Annotated in this window: 12 protein-coding genes; 10 read left to right on the top strand and 2 right to left on the bottom strand. The window is 62.9% G+C overall.

The window, feature by feature from the left end; genetic code table 11:
- Positions 1–227: 227 nt before the first annotated feature.
- Positions 228–857: a TetR family transcriptional regulator C-terminal domain-containing protein gene (locus AC0L2A_RS35065; RefSeq protein ID WP_128174246.1), complete on the bottom strand. Its 630-nt coding sequence runs from the start codon at positions 855–857 to the stop codon at positions 228–230.
- Positions 858–1,111: 254 nt separating this feature from the next.
- Between AC0L2A_RS35065 and aptA the strand changes: the two genes are divergently transcribed.
- From aptA to hydA, 4 genes are all read left to right on the top strand, one after another.
- Entirely contained in the window at positions 1,112–2,440 is a 1,329-nt protein-coding gene (aptA, locus tag AC0L2A_RS35060; RefSeq protein ID WP_473612763.1) for an omega-aminotransferase AptA, read from the top strand.
- Between the two features lie 139 nt (positions 2,441–2,579).
- On the top strand, positions 2,580–2,999 hold the full coding sequence (locus tag AC0L2A_RS35055) for an endonuclease domain-containing protein (RefSeq protein ID WP_473612762.1): 420 nt from the start codon (positions 2,580–2,582) through the stop codon (positions 2,997–2,999).
- A gap of 1 nt (position 3,000) precedes the next feature.
- A complete protein-coding gene (locus AC0L2A_RS35050) occupies positions 3,001–4,251 on the top strand; it encodes a Zn-dependent hydrolase (RefSeq protein WP_473612760.1) in 1,251 nt (416 codons plus the stop codon).
- Positions 4,252–4,316: 65 nt separating this feature from the next.
- Entirely contained in the window at positions 4,317–5,768 is a 1,452-nt protein-coding gene (gene hydA, locus AC0L2A_RS35045) for a dihydropyrimidinase (RefSeq protein WP_473612759.1), read from the top strand.
- Positions 5,769–5,893: 125 nt separating this feature from the next.
- Here the strand turns inward: hydA and AC0L2A_RS35040 are convergent, their stop codons facing one another.
- A complete protein-coding gene (locus tag AC0L2A_RS35040) occupies positions 5,894–6,301 on the bottom strand; it encodes a cupin domain-containing protein (protein WP_091600272.1) in 408 nt (135 codons plus the stop codon).
- Positions 6,302–6,411: 110 nt separating this feature from the next.
- Here AC0L2A_RS35040 and AC0L2A_RS35035 point away from each other — a divergent pair, with 110 nt between their 5' ends.
- From AC0L2A_RS35035 to AC0L2A_RS35010, 6 genes are all read left to right on the top strand, one after another.
- Complete coding sequence (locus AC0L2A_RS35035) at positions 6,412–7,203, top strand: ABC transporter ATP-binding protein (RefSeq protein WP_091600271.1); 792 nt, start codon at positions 6,412–6,414, stop codon at positions 7,201–7,203.
- Between the two features lie 174 nt (positions 7,204–7,377).
- Complete coding sequence (locus AC0L2A_RS35030) at positions 7,378–7,896, top strand: endonuclease domain-containing protein (protein ID WP_473612758.1); 519 nt, start codon at positions 7,378–7,380, stop codon at positions 7,894–7,896.
- On the top strand, positions 7,896–8,774 hold the full coding sequence (locus AC0L2A_RS35025; protein ID WP_077383521.1) for an ABC transporter permease: 879 nt from the start codon (positions 7,896–7,898) through the stop codon (positions 8,772–8,774). Before AC0L2A_RS35030 ends, AC0L2A_RS35025 begins: the two co-directional genes overlap by 1 nt.
- Entirely contained in the window at positions 8,771–9,907 is a 1,137-nt protein-coding gene (locus tag AC0L2A_RS35020; protein WP_473612756.1) for an ABC transporter permease, read from the top strand. The genes AC0L2A_RS35025 and AC0L2A_RS35020 overlap by 4 nt, the downstream gene beginning before the upstream one ends.
- A gap of 82 nt (positions 9,908–9,989) precedes the next feature.
- Positions 9,990–10,961, top strand: coding sequence for an ABC transporter substrate-binding protein (locus AC0L2A_RS35015; protein ID WP_023798699.1), 972 nt, complete (start codon positions 9,990–9,992; stop codon positions 10,959–10,961).
- A gap of 166 nt (positions 10,962–11,127) precedes the next feature.
- On the top strand, positions 11,128–11,577 hold the full coding sequence (locus AC0L2A_RS35010) for a CHRD domain-containing protein (RefSeq protein ID WP_473612755.1): 450 nt from the start codon (positions 11,128–11,130) through the stop codon (positions 11,575–11,577).
- Positions 11,578–11,824 lie beyond the last annotated feature (247 nt).

Genomic DNA, 11,824 nt, shown 5'->3' with positions numbered 1-11,824 from the left:
GTTAACCTAATTGTCGAGGTTGGCGCTGCCCCTCATCCGCCTGCCGGCACCTTCTCCCCGTATAGTGACGGGGAGAAGCACGCTGGCCGCGGCCTTGGCTCTCTATTCTGCAACGCTGGAGATTGGCGAAAACTTCGATGCCGGCGTCTTTCTCCCCGTCACTATACGGGGAGAAATGCCCGGCAGGGCAATGAGGGGCAGCGCCATCGATCGGATAAAATGCGCCGTCAGCTCTTCGGCTTCAGCCCGTCGATGAACAATTGCTCGAGAAACCTTGCAGCATCCTCGAAGCGGCCGTCGCCGCCGCGGTCGGGGCCGAGCACGGCGCGGACCTGAACGTCGAAATCGGCATAGTGCTGCGTCGTCGCCCAGATCGAGAAGATCAGGTGCCAGGGGTCGGTGGGCGCGATCTTGCCGGCGCGCATCCAGCCCTTGATGACGGCGGCCTTCTCGTCGACCAGCGTCTTCAGCTCGCCTTCCAGCATCGGCATGATGCGCGGCGCGCCCTGCAGGATCTCGTTGGCGAACAGGCGGCTTTCCCTGGGGAAATCGCGCGCCATTTCGAGCTTGCGCCTGATATAGCTGCGCAATTCGGTCAAAGGATCGCCGATGTCGTCGAGTTCGCGCAGCGGCGCCAGCCAGGTGTCCAGAAGCCGCTGCATCAGCGTCTCGTGGATGTCCTCCTTGCGGCGGAAATAGTAGAGCAGGTTCGGCTTCGACATGCCGGCGGCTTCGGCGATCTGGTCGATGGTCGAACCGCGAAAGCCGCTGGTCGAGAACACCTCGAGCGCCGCCTCCAGGATCAGCTCGCGCTTTTCCTGCTGGATGCGGGTGCGGCGAGGGGCCGGAATTTCCATGTCGGCCGTCACCGCGGCATACCATGGCTTGGAGAGCCATCTGGACCAATTTTCTGGACCAGTTTTTCTCCGGCCTGTGGAGCGCGCCTCAGCTGCCGCATTTCCGCTAGTAATCCCTTGACCGCCGACAGGGCGGTGCTAACGTTTGTCCAATCGGTCAAAATTTGCGTAGCACGAAAACGCAGCAGAGACCAAGTGTCGGGAAGACCAAGCGTTAGCCGCACCGAAACAGGTTACAAGGGGAAGTCTTGGTCATGTCCAACCGGCTGAAAGTCACGCCGAACGATCTCAGCGCATTCTGGATGCCGTTCACGGCAAACCGGCAGTTCAAGCAGGCGCCGCGCATGATGGTGTCCGCCAAGGACATGCATTACACGACGAGCGACGGTCGCACGGTTTTAGACGGCACTGCCGGCCTGTGGTGCGTCAATGCCGGCCACTGCCGGCCGAAGATCACCGAGGCGATCCAGAGCCAGGCCGCCGAGCTCGACTATGCGCCGGCGTTCCAGATGGGTCACCCGATCGTCTTCGAACTGGCGAACCGTTTGGTCGACCTGGCGCCGGAGGGCATGGACCACGTGTTCTTCACCAATTCCGGATCGGAATCGGTCGAGACCGCGCTGAAGATGGCGATCGCCTATCACCGCGCCAGAGGCGAGGGCTCGCGCACCCGCCTGATCGGCCGCGAGCGCGGCTATCACGGCGTCAATTTCGGCGGCATCTCGGTCGGCGGCATCGTCACCAACCGCAAGATGTTCGGCACGCTGCTCGGCGGTGTCGACCACATGCCGCACACCCACCTGCCCGAGAAGAATTCGTTCACCAAGGGCGTGCCCGAGCATGGCGCGGAACTGGCCAACGAGTTGGAGCGCATCGTCGCGCTGCACGACGCCTCGACCATCGCGGCCGTCATCGTCGAGCCGGTGGCCGGTTCCACCGGCGTCATCCTGCCGCCGAAGGGCTATCTCCAGAGGCTGCGCGAGATTTGCACCAAGCACGGCATCCTTTTGATCTTCGACGAGGTCATCACCGGCTTCGGCCGTCTCGGCACGCCGTTTGCCGCCGACTATTTCGGCGTCACGCCCGACATCATGACCACCGCCAAGGGCGTCTCCAACGGCGTCATCCCGATGGGCGCGGTGTTCGTCAAGAAGGAAATCCACGACGCCTTCATGACCGGCCCCGAGCATATGATCGAGTTCTTCCACGGCTACACCTATTCGGGCAATCCGATCGCCTGTGCGGCGGCGCTCGGCACGCTCGATACCTATAAGGAAGAGGGCCTGCTGACCCGCGGCCAGGAACTGGCGCCGTATTGGGAAGACGCGCTGCATTCGCTGAAGGGCGAGCCGAACGTCATCGACATCAGAAACATCGGCCTGATCGGCGCGATCGAGCTGGCGCCCATCCCCGGCAGTCCGACCAAGCGTGCCTTCTCGGCTTTTGTGAAAGCGTTCGAGCGCGGCGCGCTGATCCGCACCACCGGCGACATCATCGCGCTGTCGCCGCCGCTGATCATCACCAAGGGCCAGATCAACGAATTGATCGACCATGTGCGCGAAGTGCTGAGGGCGGTGGATTGAAGAACTGGGCACGGATATCCCTCCCCCTCGAGGGGAGGGTGGCCGCGAAGCGGTCGGGTGGGGTCGGTGGCGACGCGCGCCGACCTGACCTTTTGCTGCGAGGTTATTTCTGATGCCCCGTACCCGCGTGAGCTTCGAAATGCGCCAAAAGGCGCGGGCGCTTCGAGTTCACGCGACCAAGGGCGAATCCCTGCTGTGGTATGAACTGCGCGAGCTGAAATCGGCCGGTATCAAGTTCCGTCGCCAGTGCCCGATCGGACCCTATATCGTCGACTTCGCCTGTCTTGCGGTAAAGCTGGTCGTGGAAGTGGATGGCGACTTGCACGAGCAGGAGAGGGGCAAGCGGCACGATGCTGTCCGTGATGCCTATCTGCGATCGCTCGGGTTCGATGTCTTCCGCGCTGACGAGCCTGATGTCATAAACAGCGCTTGGCATGTCGCGCAAGTGGTCAAGGAGAAGGTCGCGCGCATGTTCGGCGACCCCACCCGACCGCTTCGCGGTCACCCTCCCCTCGAGGGGGAGGGGGACGCCGGCGTGCCGCAATCGAAAAGGTATTAAAATGGCCGCTCCGGGCGAGAATCTGCGAATCAATTCAGACCGTTTGTGGGATTCGATAATGGAGATGGCGAAGATCGGCCCCGGCGTTGCCGGCGGCAACAATCGCCAGACGTTGACCGACGCGGACGGCGAGGGGCGGCAGCTGTTCAAGGGCTGGTGCGAGGCGGCGGGACTTGAAATGGGCCTCGACGAGATGGGCACGATGTTTGCCCGCCGCGAGGGCACCGAGCCCGATCTGCCGCCGGTCTATGTCGGCAGCCATCTCGACACCCAGCCGACCGGCGGCAAGTATGACGGCGTGCTCGGCGTGCTCGGCGGCCTGGAGATCGTGCGCTCGCTCAACGAGCTCGGCATCAAAACAAAACATCCGATCGTCGTCACCAACTGGACCAACGAGGAAGGCGCGCGCTTTGCGCCGGCGATGATGGCATCCGGCGTGTTCGCCGGCGTCCTCGACCAGGCCGACGTCTATTCGCATGTCGACAAGGACGGCAAGAAATTCGGCGAGGAGCTCGAACGCATCGGCTGGAAAGGCAGCGAGAAAGTCGGTCAGCGCAAGATCCACGCCTTCTTCGAGCTGCATATCGAGCAGGGCCCGATCCTCGAGGACGAGGGCATCGACATCGGCGTCGTCACCCATGGCCAGGGACTGAAATGGCTGCAGGTGACGCTGACCGGCAAGGAGGCGCATACCGGCTCGACGCCGATGCCCAAGCGCCGCAATGCCGGGCTCGGCATGGCGCGGGTGATCGAACTGGTGCACGAGATCGCCATGGACTACCAGCCCGACGCCGTCGGCGCAGTCGGCCACATGGAGGTCTATCCGAACTCGCGCAACATCATCGCCGGCCGCACCATGTTCACCATCGACATCCGCTCGCCGGAAAAGGAAGTGCTCGACGCCATGGACGGGCGCATCCGCGAAGGCATCGACACGATCTGCGAAGCGCTCGACATCCAATATCAAATCGACCAGGTCGGCCATTTCGATCCGGTGACTTTCGATCCGGGCTGCGTCAAGGCTGTGCGGGATGCGGCAGAGCGCCTGGGTTATACGCATCGCAACATCGTCTCCGGCGCCGGCCACGACGCCTGCTGGATCAACCGCGTCGCGCCGACGGCCATGGTGATGTGCCCTTGCGTCGACGGGCTCAGCCACAACGAGGCCGAGGAAATCACCAAGGAATGGGCGGCGGCCGGCGCCGACGTGCTGTTCCACGCAGTGGTGGAGACGGCGGAGATCGTGGCGTGAGCTAGAAACCAGGATTCCGAACGCCGCTCCCCAAGAACCGCGAAGAGAACAAAGGGAACAAGAAAATGACCAAAGTCATCAGGAACGGCACCATCGTCACCGCCGATCGTACGTGGAAAGCCGATGTGCTGATGCAGCACGGCAAGATCGTCGCCATCGGTTCGAACCTGCATGGCGACCACGAGTTCGACGCCACCGGCTGCTATGTGATGCCGGGCGGCATCGATCCGCACACCCATCTCGAAATGCCGTTCATGGGCACTTATTCGGCCGACGATTTCGAGAGCGGCACCCGCGCCGCGCTTGCCGGCGGCACCACCATGGTCGTCGATTTCTGCCTGCCGTCGCCGCAGCAGTCGCTGCTCGAGGCCTTGCAGATGTGGGACAACAAGACCTCGAAGGCGTCCTGCGACTATTCCTTCCACATGGCGATCACCTGGTGGGGCAAGCAGGTGTTCGACGAGATGGCCACCGTGGTCGACAAGGGCATCACCTCGTTCAAGCACTTCATGGCCTACAAGGGCGCGCTGATGGTCGATGACGACGAGATGTATTCGTCGTTCCAGCGCTGCGCCGATCTTGGCGCGCTGCCGCTGGTCCATGCCGAGAATGGCGACGTGGTGGCGGCGCTTTCGCAGAAGCTGCTGGCCGCCGGCAACAACGGCCCCGAAGGGCACGCCTATTCGCGGCCGCCGGAAGTGGAAGGCGAGGCGACCAACCGCGCCATCATGATCGCCGACATGGCCGGCGTGCCGCTCTATGTCGTGCATGTCTCCTGCGAGCAGGCCCACGAAGCCATTCGCCGGGCGCGCCAAAAAGGCATGCGGGTGTTCGGCGAGCCATTGATCCAGCATCTGACGCTCGACGAGAGCGAATATTTCGACAAGGACTGGGACCATGCGGCGCGCCGCGTCATGAGCCCGCCGTTCCGCAACAAACTGCACCAGGATTCGCTGTGGGCCGGCCTGCAGGCCGGATCACTGCAAGTAGTGGCGACCGACCATTGCGCCTTCACCACCAGCCAGAAGCGCAACGGTGTCGGCGATTTCACCAAGATTCCGAACGGCACCGGCGGGCTCGAGGACCGCTTGCCGGTGCTGTGGACCACCGGCGTCAACACCGGCCGGCTGACGATGAACGAGTTCGTCGCGGTGACCTCGACCAACATCGCAAAAATCCTCAACATGTATCCGAAGAAGGGCGCCATCGTCGAAGGCGCCGACGCCGACATCGTCGTCTGGGACCCGAAGCGCACAAAGACGATTACTTCCGAGAAGCAGCAGTCGGTGATCGACTACAACGTCTTCGAAGGTGTTGAGGTGACCGGCCTGCCGCGCTTCGTCTTCTCGCGCGGCGAATTGTCGATCCAGGAGAACGAGGTCAAGGCGAAGCCAGGCCATGGCGAGTTCGTCGCTCGCGAGCCGAATGCCGCGGTCAACCGGGCGCTGTCGACCTGGAAGGAAATCTCCGCGCCGCGCAAGGTGGAACGGTCAGGTATTCCGGCGACCGGGGTGTGAGCTTGCGCAAGGACGGTACTGTCCCGGTGCTAGTGTTTGTCGAAGTCGGCGCCGGGGGGCAGCGCAAACCTGAAGCGATTGCACTGTCTCTATGCCCGATACCAATTGGCCGGCGGGTAGCCCGCCTATCGCGCGACCAGCCCCTCCAGTTCCGGCAGCAGCACGACGCTTTCCTGTTCGTTGGGATCGGTGCGGGCGATGACCGCCGAGGCCGGGCTGTCGCTCAGATTGGCCGGCAGATGCGGCACGCCGGCGGGAATGTAGAAAAGGTCGCCGGCCTTGGCGACGATCCGCTGCTCGAGCCGGTCGCCATACCAGGTATGGACCTCGCCGGAGAGCACATAGATCGCCGTTTCATGGCTTTCGTGCATATGCGCCTTGGCGCGGGCACCGGGCGGCATGGTGAGCAAGTGCATGCAGATGCCGGTAGAGCCTACCGTTTCGGCGGCGATGCCGGCGAAATAACTCAGTCCCTGCTTGCCTTCATAAGAGCTTTCGGGGCGGATAAGATGACAGGTGGGTTTGGACGACATCGGGCAAACTCTCGATCGAGTGGGACAAGATAAGTGGAAAGCAGCATTTTGGCAAAAGCAACGGGTAACCGGCCGCCGCGGCGGCGACGCGAAAAGCCAGGCTGCGGCCTATGACCGGACAGTCGCCAGCCGTCGTTTCGGCAAGCAAGCTCGGCCTGACCTTCCAGACCAGTGACGGTCCGGTGCAGGCGCTGTCGAATGTCGACCTGACCATCGGCAAGGGCGAATTCGTCTCCTTCATCGGGCCGTCCGGCTGCGGCAAGACGACCTTGCTGCGGGTCATCGCCGATCTCGAGAAACCGACATCAGGAAGCATCTCCGTCAATGGCGTGACGCCGGAGCAGGCGCGCGAAAACCGCGCCTATGGCTATGTCTTCCAGGCGGCCGCACTTTATCCGTGGCGCACGATCGAGCGCAATGTGGCGCTGCCGCTGGAGATCATGGGCCTGTCGAAGGCAGAGCAGGCGGCGCGCATCAAGCGCACGCTCGACCTCGTCAACCTGTCCGGCTTCGAGCAGAAGTACCCGTGGCAGCTTTCCGGCGGCATGCAGCAGCGTGCCTCGATCGCGCGGGCGTTGGCCTTCGATGCCGATCTTCTGTTGATGGACGAGCCGTTCGGCGCGCTGGACGAGATCGTGCGCGACCACCTCAACGAACAGCTTCTGGAGCTTTGGGATCGGACCAACAAGACCATCTGCTTCGTCACCCATTCCATTCCCGAGGCGGTCTACCTGTCGACACGGATCATCGTCATGTCGCCGCGCCCGGGCCGCGTCAGCGACGTCATCGAATCGACGCTGCCGAAAAAGCGGCCGCTCGACATTCGCGAGACGCCGGAGTTTTTGGCGATCGCGGCGCGGGTCCGTGACGGGCTCAGGGCAGGGCACAGCTATGAGGATTGAGCGGGATGGGCTCCCTCCTCTCCCCGACGGTGCCAGCGGGCCCACCCATGCCTTCGTCATCCTAGGGCGGAGCCGCCGCGAAGCGGCGTTCATCGAGAGCGCGGCCAACCACGCCTTCGTCATCCTAGGGCGAAGCAAGGAGCGAAGCGACGCGGCGCAGGGCAGGGCACAGCTATGAGGATTGAGCGGGATGAGCTCCCTCCTCTCCCCGACGGGGAGAGGGTGGCCGGAGCGAAGCGGAGGTCGGGTGAGGGGGCGGCGCCGACAGATCCGACGAAAAGAAATGCCGGGGCAACCGCTCGCGCTCGAAAGCTGCGGGTCGACGAAACCGAGGCTGAGTACCGACTTTGGGGGGAACTGAGAGGACGTCATCTCAACGGCTACAAATTTGTGAGGCAAGTGCCGCTTGGACCTTTCATCGCGGATTTCGTTTGTCGCGAGAAGGGTCTGATTGTCGAACTCGATGGCAGCCATCATGCGGATTCACCAACCGACCCCGCCAGGACGGCCTGGTTGAATGGCGATGGTTATTCCGTTCTTCGGTTCTGGAACCATGAAGTTCTGGCCGAACGTCGAGCGGTCCTTGATACGATCTTGGCTTGCCTCGACGGAAAGATTTCTACCCCCTCACCCGGCCTCCGCTTCGCTCCGGCCACCCTCTCCCCGTTGGGGAGAGGAGGGGAGCTTCGCTGATGGACTCCTTTCGCGACAAGATCGTTCCGGTGACCTCGATCCTCGCAGGCGTGGTGGTCGTCTGGTATGTTTTCGCCGTCATCCTCAACGCGCCGTTCCAGCGCGATCTCGACCGCCGTGCCGGCGAGACACCGGGGATCGTGGAGTTCATCGGCAAGACGATGTCGCAGCCCAAGCCGACGCTGCCGGCGCCGCATCAGGTGGCGGTGAATTTCTTCGAGAACACGTTTCTGCGCAAGGTCACCAGCAATCGCAGCCTTGTCTACAATGCCTGGGTAACGCTGTCCTCGACGCTGCTCGGCTTCGCCTTCGGCACGGCGCTCGGCATCCTGATTGCCGTCGGCATCGTCCATGTGGCGACGCTCGACCGCAGCTTGATGCCGTGGATCATCGCCTCGCAGACCATTCCGATCCTGGCGGTGGCGCCAATGATCATCGTCGTGCTGGCGGCGATCGGCGTCACCGGCCTGATCCCGAAGGCGCTGATCTCGACCTATCTGTCGTTCTTTCCGGTGGCGGTCGGCATGGTCAAGGGGCTGCGCTCGCCCGAACTCACCCATCTCGACCTGATGCACACCTACAATGCCAGCGCCTCGCAGACCTTCTGGAAACTGCGGGTGCCGGCTTCGGTGCCGTTCCTGTTCACCTCGATGAAGGTGGCGGTGGCCGCCAGCCTGGTCGGCGCCATTGTCGGTGAACTGCCGACCGGTGCCGTCGCCGGCATCGGCGCCAAGCTGCTCGCCGGCGCCTATTACAGCCAGACCATCGATATCTGGTCGGCGCTGGTGGCGGGCTCGGTGGTGGCGGCCCTTTTGGTGATGGTGGTCGGCATAGCCGGGCGCCTCGTCGACCGCGCCATGGGCGGCAGGCCGGCATGAGCGATCTCCTCAGCCTTTCGTCGATCACCCCCCGCTCGTGGCAAGGGTATGCCGCGCTTGTCCTGCTTGCCGTCGGCCTTTTTTCGGCGCCGCTTGTCACTGCCACGCCGGGCTATGACATCGCGACGGTGGCTTTGATCTTCATCCTGTTGCTGTTTGCGATCCAGATGGATCAATTTCCACCTGCAATCGCGGCGACCTGTCTGTTCCTTGGGGCGCATGGCGCGGCGTGGCTATTGCTCGCCGGCATAACCGGCAATGAGGGCACCGCTCGCGCGTCGTTCTATCTGCTGCTCGCCGCGGCATGGCTTCTGGCCTGGCGCTGCGTGACGGTGCTGTCAGCGCTTCGCCCGGCCTCGCGCTGGGCGCCGACCGCTTTGCGGCTGATCATCCCGGCGATCTTCGGCGCCTGGATCCTGATCATCTGGGAGGCGGTGACGCGCGGCGCCGGCATTCCTTTCATCCTGCTGCCGCCGCCAAGCGCCATCGGCGTGCGCATCGCCAATTCGCTGCCGGTGCTGGCCGCCGACGTGCGGCAGACCATCTTCAAGGCGGTGATCTTTGGGTATGTGGTTGGCAGCGGTGCTGGCTTCCTCGCCGCCATCGCGGCCGACCGCGTGCCGTTCCTGCGCCGCGGGCTTTTGCCGATCGGCAATATGGTGTCGGCGCTGCCGATCATCGGCGTGGCGCCGATCATGGTCATGTGGTTCGGCTTCGACTGGCAGTCGAAGGCCGCCGTCGTCATCATCATGACTTTCTTCCCGATGCTGGTGAACACCGTCGCCGGGCTTGCCGCCTCCGGCCATATGGAACGCGACCTGATGCGCACCTATGCGTCGAGCTACTGGCAGACGCTGTTCAAGCTGCGGCTGCCGGCGGCAGCCCCCTTCATCTTCAATGCGCTGAAGATCAATTCGACGCTGGCGCTGATCGGCGCCATCGTCGCGGAGTTCTTCGGCACGCCGGTGGTCGGCATGGGATTCCGGATTTCGACCGAGGTCGGACGGATGAATATCGACATGGTCTGGGCCGAAATCGCAGTTGCAGCACTTGCGGGTTCGGTCTTTTATGGCGTGGTCGCTCTTTTCGAGAGAGCAGTCACGTTTTGGCATCCCTCCGTCCGTGGTGGATAGGGCGGTGGCGGGTTTGGAATCAGGGGTGGATTGAAGGTCCTGGTCCTAAAAGGGTGAACACTTAACTCCAGAGGGTAAAAGCATGAAAAGACTTGTTGTTTCGATGCTGGCCGGCGCGATGTCGCTTGCCGCGTTCCAGGCGATGGCCGCAGACAAGGTGACGCTGCAGCTGAAATGGGTCACGCAGGCCCAGTTCGCCGGCTACTACGTCGCCAAGGACAAGGGTTTTTATGAGGCCGAGGGCCTCGACGTTGAGATCAAGCCGGGCGGGCCCGATATCGCGCCCGAGCAGGTGATCGCCGGTGGCGGCGCCGACGTCATCGTCGACTGGATGGGCGGTGCGCTGGCCGCACGCGAAAAGGGCGTGCCGCTGGTCAATATCGCCCAGCCGTTCAAGAAGGCCGGCATGCAGCTGGTCTGCCCGAAGGACGGCCCCGTCAAAACCGAAGCCGACTTCAAGGGCCATACGCTCGGCGTCTGGTTCTTCGGCAACGAGTATCCGTTCTACGCCTGGATGAACAAGCTCGGCTTGAAGACCGACGGCGGCCCGGATGGCGTCACCGTGCTGAAGCAGAGTTTCGACGTGCAGCCGCTGATCCAGAAGCAGGCGGATTGTATTTCGGTCATGACCTACAACGAATACTGGCAGCTCATCGATGCCGGCTACAAGCCGGAAGAGCTGATCGTGTTCAACTACTCGGCCATGGGCAACGACCTGCTTGAGGACGGTCTCTACGCCCTGGAGGACAAGCTCAAGGATCCGGCCTTCGAGGACAAGATGGTGCGTTTCGTGCGCGCCTCGATGAAGGGCTGGAAATACGCCGTCGACAATTCCGACGAGGCGGCCGGCATCGTCATGGACAATGGCGGCCAGGACGAGAACCACCAGAAGCGCATGATGGGCGAAGTCGCCAAGCTGATCGACAATGCCGACGGCAAGCTCGACCCGGCGACCTACGCGCGCACCGCCAAGGCGCTGCTCGACCAGAAGATCATCACCAAGGAGCCGACCGGCGCCTACACGACCGCCATCACCGACAAGGCCATCAAGTAAGCCGTCAACCAGGGCCTCTGGGGTCCGCAGTTTGAAAAAAGGGGACGGGCGACCGCCCCCTTTTTGGATGTAAAATAGCCGTTACCGGTGGAAACATCCGCTCGCCACAACCGTTGTTCCAGTGCATCCTGCTTCAGCGGATGTCATCGTCACAACGGAGAATTCCATGCGCATGCAATCCTTCCCGCCGATGCTTTCGGCGCTGGCCGTTTCGGCTTCCTTCCTGTGCGCTTCACCGGCCTTGGCCGACATGATGAAGATGAAGGCGACGCTCGATGGCGCTCAGCAGAATCCACCCGTCACCACGGAGGGCAAAGGCGAGGCCACTCTCGGCTTCAACACCGACACGAAACAGCTCACCTGGAACGTGATGTATTCAGGTCTCAGTGGACCGGCGACGGCCGGACATATTCACGGTCCGGCAGCAAAGGGTGAAAATGCCGACGTCGTCGTCCCGTTCAAGGGCGCTCCGAAAAGCCCGTTCAAGGGGGCGGCGATCCTGACCGACGCGCAGGCTGCCGACCTGATGGCCGGCAAATACTACATCAACATCCATACGGCGGCCCACAAGGACGGCGAGATCCGCGGGCAGATCGAGAAGGCGGCGACGATGTAGCGCAACGTCGGCCCGGCGGCGATTATAGCACTGCATTAACCTGTTGAAGTCTGCGGGACAGCACCCCCCTCTGTCCTGCCGGACATCTCCCCCTCAAGGGGGGAGATCGGATGTCACAACTGCTTTCGCCAATTTACAACGTTGAACAACAGGCGCCAAAGCCAAAGCTGCCGATCTCCCCCCTTGAGGGGGAGATGTCCGGCAGGACAGAGGGGGGTGCTGTCCCGCAGACTTCAACAGGTTAATG

The organism is Mesorhizobium sp. WSM4844 (genome assembly GCF_055811775.1).
The sequence above is the reverse complement of the archived record's forward strand: the minus strand, read 5'-3'. Positions and strand labels throughout refer to the sequence as shown.

Coding starts and splice junctions, on each gene's coding strand:
- AC0L2A_RS35055 (WP_473612762.1), top strand. CDS start 2,580: ATGCGCCAAAAGGCGCGGGCGCTTCGAGTTCACGCGACCAAGGGCGAA.
- AC0L2A_RS35030 (WP_473612758.1), top strand. CDS start 7,378: ATGAGGATTGAGCGGGATGAGCTCCCTCCTCTCCCCGACGGGGAGAGG.
- AC0L2A_RS35020 (WP_473612756.1), top strand. CDS start 8,771: ATGAGCGATCTCCTCAGCCTTTCGTCGATCACCCCCCGCTCGTGGCAA.
- AC0L2A_RS35050 (WP_473612760.1), top strand. CDS start 3,001: ATGGCCGCTCCGGGCGAGAATCTGCGAATCAATTCAGACCGTTTGTGG.
- AC0L2A_RS35040 (WP_091600272.1), bottom strand. CDS start 6,301: ATGTCGTCCAAACCCACCTGTCATCTTATCCGCCCCGAAAGCTCTTAT.
- aptA (WP_473612763.1), top strand. CDS start 1,112: ATGTCCAACCGGCTGAAAGTCACGCCGAACGATCTCAGCGCATTCTGG.
- AC0L2A_RS35065 (WP_128174246.1), bottom strand. CDS start 857: ATGGAAATTCCGGCCCCTCGCCGCACCCGCATCCAGCAGGAAAAGCGC.
- hydA (WP_473612759.1), top strand. CDS start 4,317: ATGACCAAAGTCATCAGGAACGGCACCATCGTCACCGCCGATCGTACG.
- AC0L2A_RS35010 (WP_473612755.1), top strand. CDS start 11,128: ATGCGCATGCAATCCTTCCCGCCGATGCTTTCGGCGCTGGCCGTTTCG.
- AC0L2A_RS35025 (WP_077383521.1), top strand. CDS start 7,896: ATGGACTCCTTTCGCGACAAGATCGTTCCGGTGACCTCGATCCTCGCA.
- AC0L2A_RS35015 (WP_023798699.1), top strand. CDS start 9,990: ATGAAAAGACTTGTTGTTTCGATGCTGGCCGGCGCGATGTCGCTTGCC.
- AC0L2A_RS35035 (WP_091600271.1), top strand. CDS start 6,412: ATGACCGGACAGTCGCCAGCCGTCGTTTCGGCAAGCAAGCTCGGCCTG.